16 protein-coding genes are annotated in these 20,724 nt (G+C 63.5%); 4 read left to right on the top strand and 12 right to left on the bottom strand.

The window, feature by feature from the left end:
• Positions 1 to 22: 22 nt before the first annotated feature.
• Positions 23 to 2,644 carry a nitrate reductase gene (locus tag ACW5W4_RS17330; protein WP_456690215.1) on the bottom strand — a complete coding sequence of 874 codons (2,622 nt, stop codon included), beginning with the start codon at positions 2,642 to 2,644 and terminating at the stop codon, positions 23 to 25.
• Between the two features lie 311 nt (positions 2,645 to 2,955).
• On the opposite strand from ACW5W4_RS17330, the gene ACW5W4_RS17325 reads away from it, so the two are divergent.
• Positions 2,956 to 3,462 carry an RNA methyltransferase gene (locus ACW5W4_RS17325; protein ID WP_427261484.1) on the top strand — a complete coding sequence of 169 codons (507 nt, stop codon included), beginning with the start codon at positions 2,956 to 2,958 and terminating at the stop codon, positions 3,460 to 3,462.
• Between the two features lie 709 nt (positions 3,463 to 4,171).
• On the opposite strand, the gene ACW5W4_RS17320 is transcribed toward ACW5W4_RS17325, so the two are convergent.
• On the bottom strand, positions 4,172 to 4,921 hold the full coding sequence (locus tag ACW5W4_RS17320) for a substrate-binding periplasmic protein (RefSeq protein ID WP_456690214.1): 750 nt from the start codon (positions 4,919 to 4,921) through the stop codon (positions 4,172 to 4,174).
• Positions 4,922 to 5,138: 217 nt separating this feature from the next.
• On the opposite strand from ACW5W4_RS17320, the gene ACW5W4_RS17315 reads away from it, so the two are divergent.
• The gene (locus ACW5W4_RS17315; protein WP_456690213.1) at positions 5,139 to 5,564 is read left to right on the top strand and encodes a universal stress protein; all 426 of its coding nucleotides are present in this window, start codon (positions 5,139 to 5,141) and stop codon (positions 5,562 to 5,564) included.
• 62 nt (positions 5,565 to 5,626) lie between these two features.
• Here the strand turns inward: ACW5W4_RS17315 and ACW5W4_RS17310 are convergent, their stop codons facing one another.
• The 6 genes from ACW5W4_RS17310 to ACW5W4_RS17285 all read right to left on the bottom strand — a co-directional run bounded on the left by ACW5W4_RS17310 (position 5,627) and on the right by ACW5W4_RS17285 (position 12,472).
• Positions 5,627 to 6,880, bottom strand: coding sequence for a glutamate-5-semialdehyde dehydrogenase (locus tag ACW5W4_RS17310; protein WP_456690212.1), 1,254 nt, complete (start codon positions 6,878 to 6,880; stop codon positions 5,627 to 5,629).
• Between the two features lie 42 nt (positions 6,881 to 6,922).
• Entirely contained in the window at positions 6,923 to 8,026 is a 1,104-nt protein-coding gene (gene proB / locus ACW5W4_RS17305) for a glutamate 5-kinase (RefSeq protein WP_427261488.1), read from the bottom strand.
• A gap of 89 nt (positions 8,027 to 8,115) precedes the next feature.
• Positions 8,116 to 8,508, bottom strand: a complete 393-nt coding sequence (gene crl / locus ACW5W4_RS17300) for a sigma factor-binding protein Crl (protein ID WP_427261489.1) — start codon at positions 8,506 to 8,508, stop codon at positions 8,116 to 8,118.
• A gap of 69 nt (positions 8,509 to 8,577) precedes the next feature.
• On the bottom strand, positions 8,578 to 9,864 hold the full coding sequence (gene frsA, locus ACW5W4_RS17295; protein WP_456690222.1) for an esterase FrsA: 1,287 nt from the start codon (positions 9,862 to 9,864) through the stop codon (positions 8,578 to 8,580).
• A gap of 130 nt (positions 9,865 to 9,994) precedes the next feature.
• On the bottom strand, positions 9,995 to 10,462 hold the full coding sequence (gene gpt / locus ACW5W4_RS17290) for a xanthine phosphoribosyltransferase (RefSeq protein WP_427261491.1): 468 nt from the start codon (positions 10,460 to 10,462) through the stop codon (positions 9,995 to 9,997).
• 507 nt (positions 10,463 to 10,969) lie between these two features.
• A complete protein-coding gene (locus tag ACW5W4_RS17285; protein ID WP_456690211.1) occupies positions 10,970 to 12,472 on the bottom strand; it encodes a histidine-type phosphatase in 1,503 nt (500 codons plus the stop codon).
• A gap of 869 nt (positions 12,473 to 13,341) precedes the next feature.
• Here ACW5W4_RS17285 and ACW5W4_RS17280 point away from each other — a divergent pair.
• Positions 13,342 to 14,793, top strand: a complete 1,452-nt coding sequence (locus ACW5W4_RS17280) for an aminoacyl-histidine dipeptidase (protein ID WP_456690210.1) — start codon at positions 13,342 to 13,344, stop codon at positions 14,791 to 14,793.
• Between the two features lie 301 nt (positions 14,794 to 15,094).
• The gene (locus ACW5W4_RS17275) at positions 15,095 to 15,217 is read left to right on the top strand and encodes a hypothetical protein (protein ID WP_427261494.1); all 123 of its coding nucleotides are present in this window, start codon (positions 15,095 to 15,097) and stop codon (positions 15,215 to 15,217) included.
• Positions 15,218 to 15,447: 230 nt separating this feature from the next.
• On the opposite strand, the gene ACW5W4_RS17270 is transcribed toward ACW5W4_RS17275, so the two are convergent.
• The 4 genes from ACW5W4_RS17270 to ACW5W4_RS17255 all read right to left on the bottom strand — a co-directional run bounded on the left by ACW5W4_RS17270 (position 15,448) and on the right by ACW5W4_RS17255 (position 20,417).
• The gene (locus tag ACW5W4_RS17270) at positions 15,448 to 16,461 is read right to left on the bottom strand and encodes an ABC transporter ATP-binding protein (protein ID WP_456690209.1); all 1,014 of its coding nucleotides are present in this window, start codon (positions 16,459 to 16,461) and stop codon (positions 15,448 to 15,450) included.
• A complete protein-coding gene (locus tag ACW5W4_RS17265) occupies positions 16,458 to 17,453 on the bottom strand; it encodes an ABC transporter ATP-binding protein (protein ID WP_427261496.1) in 996 nt (331 codons plus the stop codon). Before ACW5W4_RS17265 ends, ACW5W4_RS17270 begins: the two co-directional genes overlap by 4 nt.
• 13 nt (positions 17,454 to 17,466) lie before the next feature.
• Positions 17,467 to 19,284 carry an extracellular solute-binding protein gene (locus ACW5W4_RS17260; protein WP_456690208.1) on the bottom strand — a complete coding sequence of 606 codons (1,818 nt, stop codon included), beginning with the start codon at positions 19,282 to 19,284 and terminating at the stop codon, positions 17,467 to 17,469.
• A gap of 89 nt (positions 19,285 to 19,373) precedes the next feature.
• Complete coding sequence (locus tag ACW5W4_RS17255) at positions 19,374 to 20,417, bottom strand: ABC transporter permease (protein ID WP_456690207.1); 1,044 nt, start codon at positions 20,415 to 20,417, stop codon at positions 19,374 to 19,376.
• Between the last annotated feature and the right edge of the window lie 307 nt (positions 20,418 to 20,724).

Below are 20,724 nucleotides of genomic sequence, written 5' to 3'. Positions count from 1 at the left end.
TGGATGATCGGTTCATGTTTCATCATGCGGACTCCAGAAAGCGATGCTGTATCAATAGTTTGTCAATCTCTGGCAGACAGGTGCCGCAGTTGCTGCCGCACTTGAGCAGCCCCTGCAGCCCGGCCAGCTCGTTCACCCCCTGCTCGCGGATGGCGCTGACGATGCGCGCCTCCGTCACCCGAAAGCAGGAGCAGACCAGGCGGGAATCCCCGGCGAAGGCGTCGCTCAGGGTCTGGCTGAGCCCCCCCGCCTGCAGGGGCAGGCTGAGCAGGCTCGCCAGCAGCTCCACCCTCAGGGCCGGCCAGCGTTCGGTCACCAGCAGCAGGCTCTGGATCCGGCCCTGGGCCAGGGAGATGGCGAGCCAGCCCCCCTTGAGGGGCAGGCGCAGCCAGTGACCCGAGCGGGCCAGCCGCTGCCAGCAGGCGCTCATCTCTTCGGACCAGGAGGCCAGCAGCCAGCACTCCCCCTGGGCCAGGGGGCGACGCGCCCACCAGTCTCCCCGCTCGGCCGGCGCCCCCTCCCCGAGCCAGATCCCCTGCCAGCGGGTCGGTTGGCCGGCCATCTGCACCCTGGCCTGCTTGAACATGGGCTGGCCCGAGAGGGGATCCGTGACCGGCGCCAGCAGGCGGTTGACCGCCCCCTGGCTGCACTGGCTGTCGGTCCAGTGCATGGGCAGGAAGGCCTCCCCCTCCCGCAGCCCCTCGTCCAGCCCCACCAGGGCCCGCACCTGGCCGCGACCGTTCTCCAGGCGGACCAGATCCCCCACCGCCAGCCCCTGGCTCAGCAGGCTGGCCGGGCCCACCAGCACCCTGGGCCAGGGTTCGGCCTCCAGCAGGCGGGGCACATGGCCGCTGCGGGTCATGGTGTGCCACTGATCTCGCAGCCGCCCCGAATTGAGCAGCAGGGGCGTCCCCTCCCCGCTCGCCAGGGGGGCCAGCTCGGGGTCCCGCTGGCTCAAAGGCAGCAGGCGAGCCTTGCCGTCGGCCGTGGCGAAGCGACCATCACCAAACAGGCGATCGCAGCCATAGGGGTGCGCCTCGTTGACCGGCCAGCGGATGGGGGCCAGATCCTCGAACTCGGCGGGGCTGAGGCGGGCCAGTCCCGAGATGTCAAACCGGCGCGTCCCCCGGTTCTCGAAGCCAGAGAGGGCGGCGTGCTCGCTGAAGATGGCGTGTTCGTCCGGGAAGGCGAACGCCTCCTCGAAGCCGAGCCGCCGACCCAGGCTGGCCAGGGCCCACCAGTCTGGCCGCGCCTCGCCGGGGGGCGCCAGGAAGGCGCGCTGACGGCTGATGCAGCGCTCCGAGTTGGTGACGGTGCCGCTCTTCTCGCCCCAGCCGAGGGCGGGCAGCAGCAGGCTGGCATGGCGGGCCGTGTCGGTCAGGGCGGTCAGATCCGAGACCACCAGAAACTCGCAGCGCGCCAGGGCCTCACGCACCCTGTCCCCGTCGGGCAGGGAGGCGGCCGGGTTGCTCCCCAGCACCCAGAGGGCGCGGATCTGCCCGCTATGCACCGCCTCGAACAGCTCGACCGCCTTCAGGCCCGGGCCCGTCACCATGCGCGGGCTGCCCCAGAAACGCCGCAGGCGATCGCGCTCGGCCTCGCCAAAGCCCATGTGGGCGGCCAGCTGGGTCGCCAGCCCCCCCACCTCGCGCCCGCCCATGGCATTGGGCTGGCCGGTGAGGGAGAAGGGAGAAGCCCCGGGTTTGCCGATCCGTCCGGTCAGCAGGTGGGCATTGATGATGGCATTGGCCTTGTCGCTCCCCTGGTTGGACTGGTTGATGCCCTGGCAGTAGAGGCTGAGGGTGCGGGGATGGCGGGCGAACAGGCGATAGAAGCCGAGCAGATCGGTCAGGGGCAGGTCGCAGCACAGGGCCACCGCCTCCGGCGTCCAGGCGGGATCGGCCAGGGTCTCGGTCAGCTGCGCCATGCCGCTGACGTGGGCAGCCACATACTCCTTGTCCCAGAGCCCCTGATCGACCAGGTAGCGGCACAGGCCGTTCCACAGCGCCACGTCGCTGCCCGGACGCAGGGGCAGGTGCAGATCGGCCTGCTCCGCCGTCATGGTGCGGCGGGGATCCATCACCACCAGCTTGAGATCGGGCCGGCGGCTGCGGGCCTGCTGGATGCGGCGAAACAGCACGGGGTGGGTCCAGGCCGTGTTGGCCCCCGTGATGATGATGAGATCCGCCAGCCCCAGATCCTCATAGCAGGCCGGCACCAGATCCTCGCCGAAGGCGCGCTGCTGGGCCACCACGGCCGACGACATGCAGAGCCGGGAGTTGGTATCCACGTTGGCGCTGCCCAGATAGCCCTTCATCAGCTTGTTGGCGACGTAATAGTCCTCCGTGGTGAGCTGGCCCGAGAGGTAGATACCGATGGCCTCGGGTCCGGACTCCGCCAGCACCTTGCCAAACCGCTCCGCCATCAGCTCGAGGGCCTGATCCCAGTCGATGCGCCGCCCCTGATGGCGGGGATAGAGCAGGCGCTCGGGGAAGGCCAGGCTCTCCAGCAGGCTGGCCCCCTTGACGCAGAGTGCGCCGCCATTGGCGGGATGGCTGTCGTCCCCGGCCAGCTGCCACTCCCCCGCCTGGCGCGTGATGCTGATGCCACAGCCGACGCCGCAGTATGCACATGTGGTCTTCATCCTTCCTCCTGCCTGCCGGCAATGAAAAAGGCGTCCGCCCCGGCAAAGGGGACGGACGCCTGTGTCCTGTCATCGATAATGGTGATCTGATTAAGGGCAATGCAAGTATCTTGCCAGCACGTCGAGGGCGCCGGGGCGGCCTCCGGGCCACTCCAGAGGGGGCAGGGGCGCCGCCCCCGCTCACCAATTCGGTGCAGCTGCCCCCAGCCAGGGCAAGGGAGGCGAGCACTCTCGCGAACACTATGGTGATCACTAGGGCGAGCACTAGGGGGCCGACCCCCTTATAATGGCGCCCCAACCAGGAGAGCGAGATGAACCAAGAGATCAGCAAACGCAGGGCCCCGTCGGCCGATGAGCCCCAGGGCGACTATGTCGGCATCGGCCTGGTCAACCCCAAGTCACCGACCAATGTGGGGGCCGTGCTGAGGGCGGCGGGCTGCTATGGCGCCGACGAGGTGTGCTACACCGGCAGCCGCTTCGAGCTGGCGCGCCGCTTCGCCACCGACACCAAGCAGATGGCGGAGAAGATCCCCCTGCTCGGGGTGGACGATCTGCTCGCCCTGGTGCCGCAGGGGGGAGAGCCCGTGCTGGTGGACCTCATCGAGGGAGCGACCCCGCTGCCTGACTTCGTCCACCCGGCCCGGGCCTTTTACATCTTCGGCCCCGAGGATGGCACCCTGGATCCGGCGCTGTTCGCCGGGGTCAAGCGGGTGGTCTATGTGCCGACCACTGGCTGCATGAATCTCGCCGCCAGCGTCAACGTCATCCTCTATGATCGCCTCGCCAAGGCTCATAGAGCAGGGGCCGCAGCGTCATGATCCGCAGGTGAACGCAAAGCTGAACAGGCGTGGCCAGCGTCAACGTCATTCATCAACAGGATGATCGCCTCGCCAAGGCTCATAGCGCAGGGGCAGCAGCGTCATGATCCGCAGGCGACAGCAGAGCTGAACAGGCGCGGCCAGCGTCAATGTCATTCATCAACAGGATGATCGCCTCGCCAAGGCCCATAGAGCAGGGGCAGCAGCGTCATGATCCACAGGCGACAGCAGAGCTGAACAGGCGCGGCCAGCGTCAACGTCATTCATCAACAGGATGATCGCCTCGCCAAGGCCCATAGCGCAGAGGCAGCAGCGTCATGATCCGCAGGCGACAGCAGAGCTGAACAGACGCCGCCTGCGTCAATGTCATTCATCAACAGGATGATCGCCTCGCCAAGGCCCATAGCGCAGAGGCAGCAGTGTCATGATCCGCTGGCAAAAGCAGAGCTGAACAGACGCCGCCAGCGTCAATGTCATTCATCAATATGATCGCCTCGCCAAGGCCCATAGAGCAGAGGCAGCAGCGTCATGATCCGCTGGCGACAGCAGAGCTGAACAGGCGCCGTCTGCGTCAATGTCATTCATCAACAGGATGATCGCCTCGCCAAGGCCCATAGAGCAGAGGCCGCAGCATCATGATCCGCTGGCGACAGCTGAGCTGAACAGGCGCGGCCAGCCCCCGCCTTCTGCGTGAGCGCAGGATCGCCAGTTATCGGGCAGACTCGCTCTCCCGCTTCTGCTTGAGGCTGCGCAGGAAGTCATGGTAGTGGTCGAGCAGCTTGTTCTCCCGGTAGAGGCGGGTCAGCTCGCCGCTGTTGATGAGGCGGGCCATGCCCAGATCCCACTGCTGCTGCAACCTGAGACCGGGCTCGTCCCTGGCGAAGATGGGATAGGTGGGCAGCCAGCGCAGGAATACCCGGCTCATGTTGGGCGGCAGTGACTCATCGGCATGGAGCACGCCGGCGCTCAGATAGTAGCGGTAACGCTCCTTCTGCAGCAGCGCCATGGCATCCTGATGGCTGTTGACCTCATACCAGTGCATGGAGACCCCGATATACTTGTCGAAGGCCCAGCCGCGCTGCCAGAGCACTCGCTGCTGGGCCAGGCTCTGCTCCCCCTGCCAACCTGCCTGCCACTTGTCGAGCATGAAGACGGTGACATCATCGGCGCCGTCCGGGTAGTGGGGCCAGCGCACGCCTTCCACCTCGTTGAGGTAGACCCCCATGGTCATCCCCTGCCCCCCCTTGCTCACCATGGCCAGCGCCCGTTTGTAGGGCATGATCTGGGGCTTGATCCGATAGCCGAGGGGCTGGTAGATGTGGCGCGCCAGATCCAGATAAAGGCCGCGCCCGTCCTGCTGGCAAAAACCCGGCCAGTCATCGCAATAGACCGGCAGCGTCTCTCCCCGCGCCGTCAGGGAGAACAGGCCGCAGCAGAGCAGCAGAGTCAACTTCATCATTCCCATTCCATTACCTCTGTTCTCTTTCTATGGCTCTGATTATGCGCCGATTTTCCATGTAATTTTCTGATCCTGGTCCACCAGGGCAGCCTTTTCATCAAATTTTCGAGTCCATCACAGGTTATTGCCCGGCAAGCTGGTATAAGGGTAGATAAGATTCATTGGTAACCCATTACCTCGCGTTACCCCTCCAGCCTGACCGCGAAAGGAGCCATTTATGTCTATCCGTACCCTGCTCTGCCCCGTCGATTTCTCCCAGATGTCCCAGCCGGTGCTGGACTATGCCGCCTTCATGGCCAAGAGCCACGACGCCAGCCTCAAGCTGGTCCATGTGGTCGACCAGCTGCACGGGTTTGACAGCTACAAGATCCTGCACATGACCGCCCTGGAGATCACCCATGAGATGGAGCGCCAGGCCAGGGAGCAGCTGCAACAGCTGATCGACACCCTGCCGATCCCTGCCGGCTTCACGGTGCGCTTCGGCCGCGCCGCCGACGAGATCGTCGCCCAGGCCAAGGAGGACAAGGTAGATCTGGTGGTGATGGGCAGCCATGGCCGCTCCGGCCTCAGCCACCTGCTGGTGGGCAGCGTCGCCGAATCCGTGGTGCGCCACGCCCCCTGTCCCGTGCTGATCGTGCGCTGACGCCCTGGCCTGAAACGAAAAAATGCCGACCCCGGGGTCGGCATTTTGCTGGGCGCAAGGGCTCAGGGACGGGAGAGATAGTCCGCCTGTCCCACCCACTTGTAGCTGGTCAGCTCGGTCAGCCCCATGGGGCCCCGGGCATGGAGCATCTGGGTGGAGACGGCCACCTCGGCCCCCAGGCCAAACTGGCCGCCATCGGTGAAGCGGGTCGAGGCGTTGACATAGACGGCCGCCGAGCCGGCGCCGTTGACGAAGCACTCGGCGTTGTAGAGATCATTGGTGAGGATGGCGTCCGAGTGGCTGGCATTGTGCTCGCGCATGTGGGCTAGCGCCTCGTGGACATCCGCCACTAGCTTGACTCCCAGAGTCAGGCCGAGCCATTCGGTGTCGAAATCCTCGGCCCCGGCCTCACGCAGCCCCTTGGCCCCCGTCAGATGGGCCAGGGCATTGCCATGGGCCACCAGGGTCACCCCTTGCTCGTTCATGCGCGCGACCAGCTGCGGCAGCAAGTCGGCGGCGATCCCCTCGTGGACCAGCAGGGTATCGAGGGCGTTGCAGGCGGAGGGGCGCTGCACCTTGGCGTTGTCGATGACGGTGAGGGAGCGGGCGAGATCCGCGCTCGCATCCACGAACACATGGCTGATGCCAAAGCCGCCGATGATGACGGGGATGGAGCTGTTCTCCTTGCACATCTTGTGCAGCCCGGCGCCGCCGCGGGGGATGATCATGTCCACGTAGCGATCCAGGCGCAGCAGCTCGCCCACCAGGGCCCGGTCCGGGTTGTCGATGTACTGCACCGCCGCGATGGGCAGGCCGGCGCTGGCCAGGGCAGCCTGGATCACCTTGACCAGCTCCAGGTTGGAGTGGAAGGTCTCGCGCCCGCCGCGCAAGATGCTGGCGTTGCCCGTCTTGAGGCAGAGGGTGGCGATGTCGATGGTGACATTGGGACGCGCCTCATAGATGACCCCTATCACCCCGATGGGAACCCGGCGCCGGGAGAGGCGCAGGCCGTTCTCCAGCACCCGGCTGTCGAGTTCGGCACCGACCGGATCGTCCAGGCTGACCACCTTGCGCACGTCCGCCACTATCCCGGCGAGCCGGGCGGGATTGAGCAGCAGGCGATCCAGCATGGCGTCGGACAGACCGGCCTCACGCCCCGCCGCTATGTCCTTGGCGTTGGCAGCCAGGATGGCGCCCTGCCGGGCTTCCAGCTCGCTGGCGATGGCCAGCAGCGCCCGATTCTTCTGGGCCGTGTCGGTGGCGGCCAGCTGATAGGCGGCCCCGCGGGCCGCTTGTCCCAATGTCTCCAGACTCATTTCTCATCCTTTCATAGGGGCGGGCTCGGCCCGCCGACTCGATTACAGCAGCACCATGTCGTCGCGATGGATGGCCACGGCGCCATAGCCGTAGCCCAGCAGTGTCTCTATCTGATCCGAGTGAACCCCGCGCAGGCGCGTCAGCTCATCGTGGTTGTAGCGGCAGATGCCGCGGGCCAGCTCGCTCCCCCTGGGATCCAGGATCCGCACCACGTCGCCACGCACGAAGATGCCGCTCACTCCCGTGATGCCCTTGGGCAGCAGGCTGGAGCCCTTGTCGCGCATGGCGGCCACGGCGCCCAGGTCGACCTGGACCTCTCCCAGAGGGGGGGGACCGGCCAGGATCCAGCTCTTGCGTCCCTCCAGGGGCGAAGCCAGGGCCGGGAAGCGAGTTCCGATCCGCTCGCCATTGGCCAGGCGACCCACCACTTCCGGCACCTGGCCGGTGGCGATCACCACCTCGACCCCGGCCCGGCGTGCCACATCGGCCGCCTGCAGCTTGGTGGCCATGCCGCCGGTGCCCAGGCCGCTGACGCTGCCGCCGGCCAGCTTGCGCAGGGTGTCGTCTATGGTCTGCACCTCCTCGATCAGCTGGGCGTCGGGATTGGTGCGCGGATCCGCGGTGAAGAGCCCGGTCTGGTCGGTGAGCAGGATCAGCAGATCCGCATCGGCCAGGATGGCGGCGCGGGCGGAAAGGTTGTCATTGTCCCCCACCTTGATCTCGGCGGTGGCGACGGCGTCATTCTCGTTGATGACGGGGATGATGCGGTGGTCGAGCAGGGTGCGCAGGGTATCACGGGCATTGAGGTAGCGCTCCCTGTCCTCCAGATCGGCCCGGGTCAGCAGCATCTGGCCGACGTGCAGATCATAGAGGTTGAACAGATCCTGCCAGATGCGGATCAGCTGGGTCTGGCCCACGGCCGCCAGCATCTGCTTGTTGGTCAGGGTCGAGGCCAGGGGCGGATGGCCCAGGTGGGCACGACCGGCAGCGATGGCGCCCGAGCTGACCAGCACCACCCTGTGGCCCTGGCGATGGAGCGCGGCGCACTGGCGCACCAGTTCCACCATGTGGGCACGATTGAGCTGGGCTGAGCCCCCGGTGAGTACGCTGGTGCCCAGCTTGACGACGATGGTTTTGTTTTCCATGGAATTGACAAGGCAAAAAGGTAAGGATTCCCTTTATACCCACGGCCCTGCTGCCCTGCAAGGCAATTAACCCCGGCAGGGCAGTCGGGTCAGGCGGCGGTGACCGATAACTCGCAGGTGACCTGCTCGGCGGGCGCCAGCTGGCACTCAAGCTGGGTCAGCTTGGTATTGATCAGGCGGTAGAAGTGTTGCAGGGAGCGCTCCACCTCGGCCTGGTGCTTCTTGGGCAGGGGCTTGTCTATCCAGCTGCCTTCGCCGTTGTAGAAACCGAGCTGATAGTGGTAGCGGAAATGGTGGTCGTCCTGCTCCAGCACCAGCCACCAGCCCCAGAACTCTCGCTTGTCCGGCGCCGCCTTGGCGCTGACGCAGACCGACAGGCAGTCGAAGTAATAGCGCCCCTCCTCGCACAGATCTTCGCGCAGATAGGGGCCGATGGCGGCAAATTGCCGCAGCAGACGCTTGTAGGTGACTCTTTCTGACATGTTAACCTCCGTGTTGAACAGGCAGTGCCATCCATCAACCGAGACATGAATGGCGTAAAAAGAACGTATTCAAGAACATAGATGTTGCTTCAGCCAGGTTACCGTTTCGTTAAGTGCCTGGTTGTACACCTCTCGCAGTGGCTGCTTGTCGAACACCACCGCCTTGCCATTGTGGCTGGCCGCCGCCAGGGCCCGGATGTCGGGCTCGGGACAAATAAAGTCTCGCTTGTGACCGATGCTGAGGATGGGCACAGGGGTGCGCGTGCTCATCAACCCCTGTTTTTTCAGGGAAAAGACCTGACTCTTGGTGCGGATCAGCTCCCAGTCGGCCGCATCGGCGCCGAGCCTGTTTGCCAGACTATCACGCATCATGCGCGGACACTTGGCAAAAAGCGACGGGTCGGTGAAGCACTGGTTGACCCCGGCCCCGATGCAGACCACGGTGCGCAACTTGAACGGCTCGATGAAGGCGAGACGGGCCGCCACATTGCCGGCGAGGCGAAACCCCACCATGGCGATGCGCTGGTGATCGACCCAGGCCACCTCGGCCAGATACTGCAACACCGCCTGGTGCAGGCGGCTGGTGTCCTGCACCAGGGGCCAGTGCTCCGCATAGCCGATGCCGGGCATGTCCAGGGAGAGCATGCCGATGCCATTGGGCGCCAGATGGTTGCGGTAGAAGTTGAGGTAATCGAGCTGGAGGGAGTCGATGCCGCCGCTCACCATCACCAGGGGCACGGGCTTGTCCGTGGTCGGCAGATGGAGATAACCCTGGATGTGCTTGCCGCGAAACGGCACCTGGATCTCCTTGAGCGGCACCTCGAACAGGCGACCCGCCTCCCGGTAGGCCAGGTTGCCAAGCAGTTGGGCCTGATCCGCCAGCTCATCGTGCTTGAGGTGGGGATAGCTGGCGATGGAGTAGTAACGCACCGCCTTGAGCAGGGTATCGATCGCCTCGGTATGCTGACCCGCCTCGGCCAGGGCGCGCCCCTGCTTGAAGTAGCCGCCGGCCTGCTGGCTCCACTCATAGACCCAGTTGCCCGGCACATAGCCCTTGATGGTATCAAGCAGCTCGGGGTGGCTGCGCTCCCCCTTGCCCATGGCGATCCGGGCCAGGATCTGCTCCACCTCGACCGGATCCGCCCCCTGCCAGGCCCAGGAGGGGCGACGCAGCAGACGATACCAGCTGCGCACCGCGGCGCCGTCGATAAAGTCTTCGTTCTCGCCCTGGGGATCCACTGGGCTGCTGTTGGATATCTGCGAGGTTTCCAGCACCTGTTTGACCCGGGTAAACAGCTGCTCGGTCAGATTAATGTCGTCGTTTGGCTTCACCGCATTCTTCTCATGGCCATCCATCAATGGCCCATCTTACCCAGGTTTGGCCACGGCAGACCACCCCGGACTGAGCCCAGGGGGAGGCCACAACGAAACGGGGCTCCCGAAGGAGCCCCGTTTTCATCTGGCTGCACCCTGGCAGCCCGGCACATCACTGCTCTTCGCAGATGGGCGTGGTGAACTCCAGCGCCATGTCCCAGGGCTGTTCTATCCAGGTATCCTGCGGGATGGCGACTTCGAAGTCGTCCACCAGCGGCTCGCCCAGCGGCTTGGCAAAGATGGTGATGAACTTGGCCTTGGGGTAGAGCTCGCGGATGGCCTTGGCGGTGCCGCCGGTATCCACCAGATCGTCCACCACCAGCCAGCCCTCGCCATCCCCTGCCGTGGTCGCGCCCTTGACCACCACCAGCTCGCGCTGGTTGTTGTGGTCATAGCTGGAGATGCACAGGGTCTCGACGTTGCGAATGCCCAGTTCACGGGCCATCAGGGCTGCCGGAACCAGACCACCACGGCTGACGGCGATGATCCCTTTCCATTGGCTGACGGGCAGTTGACGACGAGCCAGACGACGGGCTTCCCGCTGCAGGTTATCCCATGACACGTAGAATTTTTTCGGCATGCTATCGATCTCGACAAGTGATTTTTAAAACGGACGAACATATCAAATGCATTGCCTGCCAGGCGCGGCCCCCATCATGCCTCCTGCGCCAAATTTGGCTTGCACGCCGCCCGCTCGGGGTGGGCGACCGGGCCGGAACACAGGCAACAGAGAGAGACGGGAGCGGGCTCGCCATGGGGAACCATCACACGCGATGGGGCATGGGCAGGCTATTGGGCGGCTATGATAGCACCATTTATTCGCGAGGGGATTGGCAAACGTATGCCTTTTTGCCTGCAACAAGGGGGGAGACGGCCCGATCACGGCCCCCATTCGAGCGACGACGGCCCTTGATGGAACTCTCCTGCCGGACCCGCCTGGCGGGGATAAGCGGGATCAGGGCGCTAATCACTCGAGCAGGCAGCCGCTCCACCTTGGCATCAGGCCCCCAACCAGCAAGACGCCCCGCCAGTCATGGCGGGGCGTCTGTGCGGTATGTCGCCTAGATCTCCCATGGCTCACGGCAGATCACTGGCCATGGTAGGCATGGCAACGCTTGAGCTCCTCGAAGTCGTAGAAGAAGCTCCCACTCTCCAGGGGTTGGCACCCGGCCTTGAAGGCCACCTCTTTTTCGTTGTAGAGCATCTTCACCAGTACCTGCTTCTGCGCATTCTGGAACACATCCCACTGGATATTGGCACTGTAGGGAGACACCCAACCACCGCGCCACTCATTGTTGTCCTGGCTAAAGAGGCTCCCCTGCGTCGCACCCTGGCGGCTCCCTTCCAGCTGCATCAGGGCGGCGAGGGGAATGATGGTTTCGGCATGGGCAAAGCGCAAGGTGGCATCACGATGCCGGAGGGCATCCACGACCTGAGTCTGCACCTCGTTGAACATACCATCGAGCAGGGACTGGGCGATGGCATAGGCTGTGTCCTGATGCGCAAAGCTGGGACCTTTCTCGTAAAAGTCTTCGGCGTCAGAGAGATAAGAGAACCAGGCGGACTCTTCCGGGGTCAGGTACTGCTCCAGCGCCCACGCCTCCTCCCCCTGGGCGGCGGCCTCGCGGACCATGCCCGGGCCAATGATGAACAGGTTGTAAAGCATCAGGGCAGCATCCACCTCATCACGGACATAGGTCATGCCGCCATCTTCCGGATTGATGGCCACAAATTCGACACCACTGGCGAGCCGATCCACAAAGGCGCGGCTGTAGATGCGCTCCAGCATGCTGCGGGCCATCAACTTGGTATTTTCCAGCCGCTTCAGCGCGTCGAGGGCCGTTTCCAGCTCAGGGGCCGGGGCTATCCCCTCGTCTTCATCACCGATGAAGGCCTGATAGGCCTCGTAGGCGGGCAAGTACCGAGCGTAGTCCCCTTCTGGTTCCGTCTTGTGGAAGTAGAGCTCGGCCTTGTTGACCAATTGCTTGTCCATCTTGGAAGGATCTTGCTGGCTGAGATAGCACTGTGCATCATCCGCGACATAGCTCACCCGGCTCTTGAGGCTCTCCATGAAATAGAAAGCGCTCTCGTTCGCCCTGTCCTTGCCTGAGGTCTCAACCCTGATGCAGTGGCGCTCTCCCTTCTCAAACAGGCCGGGTAACCGAGTGGCCAACCGGAGAGCCAGATTGGCATGCTCTTCCTTGCCCAACTGGGTCAGCAAGCCATATCCCAATGCCTGATTTGCCGCCGTCACCAGATCGACCTTGTGACCCAGGCTCTGGCCGAGTGGCGTCAGCGCCCCCTCTTCGGCGGCAGCCTCCCAGACCAGCTTGGTCAAGACATCGTACTTCGGGCTGGAGAGCGAACGGGAGCCATGACGGGCGACCATTTCGGTGAACACGGGGGTGAAGCCATCCGGGGCGGCTTCGTAGCTTTCTGCCGACTGTTGTGGGGTATAGACCGCCTTGGTGCTGTACTGGTACTCCATCTGGACAGAGGCGGGGGCAGAGGAGTCGTTCTCGGAATTGCACCCCGTCAGCAGCATCAGTATGGCGGCGGCAACGAGCGCGTGGGAAAAATGAGGTGTCATGGTCATCCTTGGTATCTGTTTGAAAGGAAAGAGCAAAATCCTAAATGCTCTCGATGACAGTTTGATGTGAGTCCGATGAACAAGAGGGGCCGCAGGCCTGAGGAAGCTGGCCACCAGGCCATGGTCGGATAGAGGAAGGAAGTAGCCACTTCTCCCCGAAGGGGTCGCCACGACACGATGGCCAGCGATTAGCCTCCCTGGCTGGCGAGGCGGGATAGACGGGATATCACATTGGAAGTGGCACTTTCGGCCAAGATCGGGCCAATCAGGGTACAGGCCGCCATGGCCCACCGCTGATCTGGCCGGGACTATCGCCGGGCCAGGCAGAGTAAACGATATGAAGCAGGATCTTGAGGTTTTTTTCACCGGGGAGCTTGTTCAAGCTCCCCGGTGCATCACGCCTTAGCGACGAGAGACGAAGGCATTCGGATAGCTGAAGCCCTGGGTGTAGAGGGAGGGGGTAAACCAATAGGTTGCATTGCTGCCAGACATATAAACTCCTGATTGCTTAACAAGTTACGTACCTTAATGCGGGCTTGAATCCTTAAGCTGACACTCGGTTCCATGGAGGCGCACTTGCTTTGCTTCGGTTCCCTGGAGGCACTTATCGTCATCCTGACGGTGGTGGATACCACGGCTGGCTAATCTACCAGCCTCGCCGTCAAACTCAATCATTTTGTGAGCAATATCACAAAAAATGAATCACTGCTCCCGGCGGGAGAGCCAGCGTAGCCGCCTGGCACAACCGGGCCTGGGCCATGATTTGTGCTGACCGCTCACAGTTTTGTGGAATTGACTGTATTATCTTTATCCTCTTTCCTCAGGCCCTGGTGGGCCCGGTCATTTCCCGTGCTGGTAAGGAGTCTGACGTGGCACAACTGAGTTCTCTATCTCCCAAGCTGATTTGGCACTTCTTCGAACAGATCTGCGCCATCCCCCACCCCTCCAAACATGAAGCCAGGCTGAGCGCCTGGATCCGCGCATGGGCCGAGGGAGAAGGCCTGGCCGTCAAGCAGGATGCCGTGGGCAACCTCATCATCAAGAAACCGGCCACGCCGGGGATGGAAGATCGCAAGGGCGTGATACTTCAGGCCCACATGGACATGGTGCCCCAGGCCAATGCGGACACCCAGCATGATTTTGCCACCGATCCCATCGACGCCTATATCGACGGTGACTGGGTGACCGCCCGCGGCACCACCCTCGGCGCCGACAACGGCATGGGCATGGCCGGCTGCCTGGCGGTACTGGCCGACAAGACCCTCAAGCACGGCCCGCTGGAAGTGCTGCTGACCACGGACGAAGAGACCGGCATGACCGGCGCCTTCGGCCTGGAAGCGGGCTGGCTGGAGGGGGAGATCCTGCTCAACACCGACTCCGAGGAGGATGGCGAGGTCTACATGGGCTGCGCCGGTGGCGTGGATGCCAACATCCGCTTCCCCCTGGAGCAGGTGGCCGCGACCGACGGGGTCGGCTTCGAGCTGCAGGTGAAGGGGCTGCGTGGCGGTCACTCCGGGGTGGACATCCACCGCGGCCGCGGCAACGCCAACAAGCTGCTGGTGCGCCTGCTCAAGGCGGCCGAGCCCCTGGGGGTGCGTCTTGGCGATCTCAGCGGCGGCACCCTGCGCAACGCCATCCCCCGCGAGGCCCGCGCCAGCCTGCTGGTGCCCGCGGCGAACGTGAACGCGTTCAAGGCGCTGGTCGACCGCTATGCCGGCATCTATCGGAGCGAACTGGCCGCCGTCGAGGCGAACCTGACCGTGCTGCTGCAGGAGCAGGATGCACCGACCCAGCTGATGAGCGACGATCTGCAGCGCCGCCTGCTCGATGCCCTGATGGCCTGCCCGAACGGAGTGATGCGCATGAGCGACGCCATCCCGGGCGTGACCGAGACCTCCACCAACCTCGGCGTCATCAAGACACTCGACGGTGAGGTGTACGTGCAGTGCCTGATCCGCTCCTTGCAGGATTCCGGCCGCGAGAGCGTGGAGCAGATGACCCGTTCCCTGTTCAGCCTGGCCGGCGCCAGCTGCGAATTCACCGGCGCCTATCCGGGCTGGGCGCCGAACGTGGATTCCCCCGTGATGGCCCTGGTACGCAACAGCTACCAGACCCTGTTTGGCGAGATGCCCAACGTCATGGTGATCCACGCCGGCCTCGAGTGCGGCCTGTTCAAGAGCGCCTATCCGGAGTGGGACATGGTCTCCTTCGGACCCACCATTCGCGGCGCCCACGCGCCGGGCGAGAAGGTGCATATCCCCGCGGTCGAGCGTTTCTGGCAGCTGCTGGTCCATGTGCTCGAGCAGATCCCGGCCAAGTAAGGCGGCGATCCTCCCCTGCTCCCTGCCCCGCCCAGTGCGGGGCAGCTTTTAGCGTCCCATCCCCCTTTACCCCGCCGCAAACGGCCTGCCAGCCGCCCTGTCGACTGTCCCCTGCTCCCCCCGTACGCCCGCCGCCCGGGTTGAAAACGTATCCATGAGCCAGATTGCATGAGAAAACCTTTTCCAGGAGTTTTGTTGTTTAATTACTCCAAAGTTTGATCCACATCACATTTGTGGCTAGGATGCACATTGTGACATCCGTCACAGAAAGACCGAGCAACAACCGATCACGAGGTGAATCATGTTTGAGAACCTGGCAGTGCTGTTCCACCTGAAAGGTGCATCCAGCAAGCAAAATGAGCGCGTCGAGAAAGACGCATATGCCCCGTCAACCCGTCAGTACTACTTCCGTTACGGTGCCTGATCCCGGCGGCAATACTGTCGTAATTAACCAACAAAACAATCACAACCCGTCTTACCGACAGCCGCCATGCCACCCGGCAGGCCGCCCCGCCCAGGCCTACCCAGCGTCACCTTGTTGCGCCGGGCATCTTCAGGCCGAACCTGAACGCCAACCATGAAGATGGGGCCCACGGGCCCCATTTTTTTAATCTGCTGGTTCTGCGGCCCCTCTCCTGTTCGGGCCCCGGACACTCAGATCGCCTTTCCCAGTGGCACAGGATCCTGAGTCGGCGCCTCCTGCAGCGGCAGCGGGAAGTGACAGGCCACCTGATGCGCGCCGCCACAGGACTCAAGCTGGGGCGACTGGCTGCGGCAACGCGCCACCGCATAGGGGCAGCGTTGGTGAAAGTGGCAACCGGGCGGGGGCGAGATGGGGGACGGCACATCGCCGGTCAGCAGGATGCGCTGGCTGCGCCTGCGGGGATCCGGCACAGGAATGGCCGAGATCAGCGCCTCGGTATAGGGGTGGCGCGGGTTGAGATAGAGCTCCTGGGCCGGCGCCATCTCGACGATGCGCCCCAGGTACATGACGGCGACCCGATCCGAGATGTGCTTCACCACGGAGAGATCGTGGGCGATGAAGATGATGGCCAAGTCCATCTCCCGCTGCAGGGTGAGCAGCAGGTTCACTATCTGGGACTGCACCGAGACATCCAGCGCCGAGACCGCCTCGTCGCACACCAGCAGCTTGGGCTTGAGGGCGATGGCCCGGGCGATGCCGATGCGCTGGCGCTGGCCCCCGGAGAACTCGTGGGGGAAGCGATCCGCCGCCGTCTCCGGCAGCCCCACCTTGCCCAGCAGCTCTTGCACCCAGGCCTGGCGCTCACTGCGGCTGCCCTTGCCGTGGATGATGAAGGGCTCCTCCAGGATCTGGCCCACGGTATGGCGGCTGTTGAGGGATTCTGCGGGATCCTGAAACACGATCTGCATCTCCTGGCGCAGGGATCGCATCTCCCTGGGCGAGAGATGGGTGATGTCCCGCCCCTCGAAGCTTATCTGTCCCGCAGTCGGCTCGAACAGCTTGAGCAGGGATCGCCCCAGGGTGGACTTGCCACAACCGGACTCCCCCACCAGCCCCAGGGTCTCCCCCCGTTTCAGATCGAAGCTGATGCCGTCCACCGCATAGACGGTGTACTTCTTTCGCAGCAGGCCGCCGCCCATGGAGAAGTGCTGCTTGAGCCCCTTTATCTGCAGAAGTGGCGTCATAGAGAGATCTCCTTCCAGTGATGGCAGGCCACCGCATGTCGGTTGGCCAGCAACTCCACCGGCGGCACCTCGCCGACGCAGCGCGCGCTGGCGTGGGGGCAGCGGTTGGAGAAGCGGCAGCCCGCCGGCATCTCGGACAGGCTTGGCACCTGCCCCTTGATGGTGTTGAGCAGGGTCTTGGGGGCATCTTCGAGCCGGGGGATGGATCGCATCAGGCCATGGGTATAGGGATGATGGGGCCGCTCGAACAGGTCAAACACCTGGGCCCGCTCCACCGCGCGCCCCGCGTACATCACCACCACCTCGTCGCACAGCTCGGCCACCACGCCGAGGTCGTGGGTAATGAAGAGGATGGCCATGCCGGTCTGGGCCTGGAGCTCCTTCATCAGCGCCAGGATCTGGGCCTGGATGGTGACATCCAGCGCCGTGGTCGGCTCGTCGCAGATGAGCAGATCGGGCTCGCAGGCGAGGGCCATGGCGATCATCACCCGCTGGCGCATGCCGCCGGAGAGGTTGTGGGGATAGACGTCAAAGCGCGCCTCCGGCTCCGGCATGCCGACCTTGCGCAGCATGGCGATGGCGGCCTCCTTGCGATCCCGCTTGCTGTATTCGGGCCTGTGCAGGGCAAACACCTCCACCAGCTGGGCGCCTATGGTCTTGACCGGGTTGAGCGCCGTCATCGGCTCCTGGAAGATCATGGAGATGCGGTTGCCACGCACCTTGTACATCTGATCCGGGCTCAAGCCCAGCAGCGCCTCGCCCTGGAAGTCGATGGCCCCCGCCACCACCCGGCCGTGGGGCTGGGGCAAGAGCCCCATGATGGCGAGGGAGGTGACGCTCTTGCCGCAACCGGATTCGCCGACGATCCCCAGGGTCTGGCCCGGGGCCACCTGGAAGCTGACCCCGTCGAGTACCTTGACCTGGCCCTCATCGACACTGAACTCCACCTCGAGGTCACGTACCTCCAGGATGGGTGCCTTGCTTATCGCCATCTGGCTGCCCCTCTCAACTGCGTGCATGGGTCTTGTCGACCATGTCTTGCGAGGGCAGGCTCTCGCCCGCGTCCCTGGCCTGCTCGGTCTGCTCCCGTACCTTGGGATCGAGCCAGAGCAGGCCGCCGCTGCTATAAGGGTAACCGTCCATGGGCCAATAGAGCAGATCCGGCGAGTTCTTGGTGGCGGGCACCTCGGGCAGCATGACGTAACGCCAGGCGCTGGCCCGCACATAGTTGAGCTGGGCACCGGGCACGAAGATGGCGAGATCATAGATGCGCTGCTGGATCTGGCGGGAGAGGGCGGCCCGCGTCTCTATGTCGAACTCGCTGCCATAGCGATCGATCAGCCCATCGAGCTGCTGGTCGGCCACATTGAAGAAGTTGTTGGTCTGGGGCTTGTTGGCGTTGTCCGAGTGGAAGAACTCCCAGTATTGGGGATAGAGGCCGCCGCCACCCCAGCCGAGCCAGGCCGCCTCGTGCTTCTTCTCCAGCATCACCTTGAAGCCGGTGGCGCCATCCACCAGATTGAGCTCCAGATCCAGGCCCGCCTTCTTCGCCTCTTCTTTCAGCACGGTCAGACGCTTGGTGTGCTCCGCGGTGGCATAGGTGATGGCCAGACTGAGGCGATCGCCCCTGGCATTGCGCAAGATGCCATCCGGCCCCGCCTGATCGAAGCCCCCCTTGGCGAAGTAGTCACGGGCCTTGTTGATCTCGTAGCCGCGGCCGGGGAGATCCACCTCGGTGAAGGGGCCAAAGCCCGAGTCGAAGGTGGTGGCGCGCTGGTAGTCGCCGTAGAGCACCGTCTTGATCATCTTGTCGATGTTGATGGCATGCTGGATGCCGAGGCGGACATTGAGGTCGGCCAGCTTGGGATTGGCGATGTTGAGGTGCAGTCCCTGGGCCCCCTGCTTGGTGTCCGTCATGGCCATCACCTTCTTGACCAGCCCCTGCTTGTACTCCTGGGTAGTCGCCTTCTCATGCCACCAGTTGGGCAGCAGCATCTCGAAGGTGTCGAACTCCCCCTTCAGGAAGTGGCGAAACGCGATGTTGCGATCCCGGATCACCTGCACCTTGATGGTGTCCACGTTGAACCTGTGCTGGTTGTAGCGATCGTCTCTGGCCCACCACGCCTTCTGCTTGCTGAAGGTGACCGACTTGCCCTTCTTGACGTCCGTCATCACATAGGGGCCCGTGGTGGGCACCAGGGCCCAGTTGTACTTCTTCACCCAGTTTTCATCGAGCTTGTAGAAGTGCCTGGGCTGGGGCCACAGCTCAGTGGTGTTGAGCAGATCCAGCCTGGCCTTGGGGTTGCCCGCCTTGACCAGGATGGTGTGGGGGTCAATCTTGTCCACCGCCACCACCTCATTGGTGTAGTAGTTGTTGAACCAGGGACCCTTGATGTGCTTGGAGCGCATCATCTCGTAGCCGAAGGTGTAGTCATCGGCGGTGACCGGCTTGCCGTCCGACCACCTGGCACGGGGATCCAGCTTGAAGTAGACGGTCTGGTTGTCCGGGGCGATGGCCCAGTGGGTCGCCAGGGACGGAATGGGGTTGCCGGTGTTGGGATGGAAGCTGATGAGCCTCAGCTGATTATCCAGAATATAGGAGCGAAACGCGCCATTGGAGTCCGGCCCCACGGTGCGAAACGTCAGGGGAAAGCTGTCCACAAACATGTTGAGGGTGCCGCCGGGCAGCGCCTGGGGGGAGGCGAAGGTGGGATCCGTGTCATTGGTCTCCCACTTGAGATCCGCAGGCAAGCTGGCTGCCCAGACCCAGGATCCGTTCACCACGAGAAAAAGAGCACCTATCCATTTGATTTTATTGTTCATGTTTGACTTCCTGGTCTAGCCCCTGCACTGGGGTCTCATTGATAAGGGAAAATACGCAATCGGTTCGTTCCAGGCGCCATCTGCCGCCGTCACTGATAACGGGTGAACTTGCGCGGATCGAACGCCTCGCGGATGGCCTCGCCGATGAAGGAGACCATGATGAGCACCAGGCTCACCGCCGCCACCACTGAGCTGACGATCCAGATGGCATCCAGGTTGTTGATCCCCTGGGAGAGCAGCTCCCCCCAGCTCGGGGTGGGCGGCGCCAGGCCAAAGCCCAGGTAATCCAGCGCCGTCAGGGTGGAGATGTTGCCCACCACGGCGAACGGCGCCAGGGTCACTATCATCACCAGGGTGTTGGGCAGTATGTGGTTGAAGATGATCCGTTTGGTGCTGGCCCCCTGGGCCCGCGCAGCCATCACATAGTCCCGCGCCCGCTCCTTGTAGGTGAGGGTGCGCATGTACCAGGTGATCCCCATCCAGCCAAACAGCACGTTGATGAAGGCAAACAGGCCGAAGTTGGGCTTGGCCAGGGACACCAGGATCATGATGACGTAGAGAAACGGCACCTGGGACCAGATCTCGATGAAGCGCTGCAAGATGAGATCGAAACGCCCCCCGAGAAAGCCCATCATGCAGCCGATGCTGACCCCGATGACATAGCTCGCCACCAGCACGATGAAGGCAAAGCCGATGGCGATGCGAAAGCCGTAGATGAGGCGCGCCAGCACGTCCCGTCCGCTGGTATCTGTGCCGAGGAAGTGACGCTCGGCCAGGCTGGGGGCATAGGGGGGATAGCTGTCTTGCTTGAAATCCTGCTCGTAGGGGTTCCAGGGCACGGGGGGCAGCAAGACCCAATCCCCCTTCCCTTCCTCTGCAAACCTGGCCTTGAGCTGGCGATAGTTGGTCTCGTACTGGTAGTCGAGCCCGAACTGCTGGCCCGGGATCACGTCACCATAGGTGGGGAAGTAGAGCTGACCCCCGTGGCTCACTATCAGGGCGCGGCTGTTGACAATCAGCTCCGCCAGCAGCGCCAGCAGCACCAGGGTGGCGAAGATGATGAAGGAGTAGTAACCGCGCTTGATCGACTTGAAGCGCTTGAGTTTTTTCAGTGTGACCGGATTGAGGTTCATGCTTGCTCTCCAAACCGCACGCGGGGATCGACAGAAGGTGCAACGCAGATATCGGAGACGATATAGGGTGACATCAGCATCGGCATGGCAATAGAGATCTGACTCATGATTACTCTCCAAACCGCACGTGGGGATCGACCAGGGCGACGCAGATGTCGGAGACCATATGGCATGACACCCGCATCAGCATGACAAGAAGGCTCGCGTTCATGTTCACTCTCCAAACCGCACGCGGGGATCGACAGAAGGTGCAACGCAGATATCGGAGACGATATAGGGTGACATCAGCATCGGCATGGCAATAGAG

The organism is Aeromonas crassostreae, assembly GCF_054052445.1.
The sequence above is the reverse complement of the archived record's forward strand: the minus strand, read 5'-3'. Positions and strand labels throughout refer to the sequence as shown.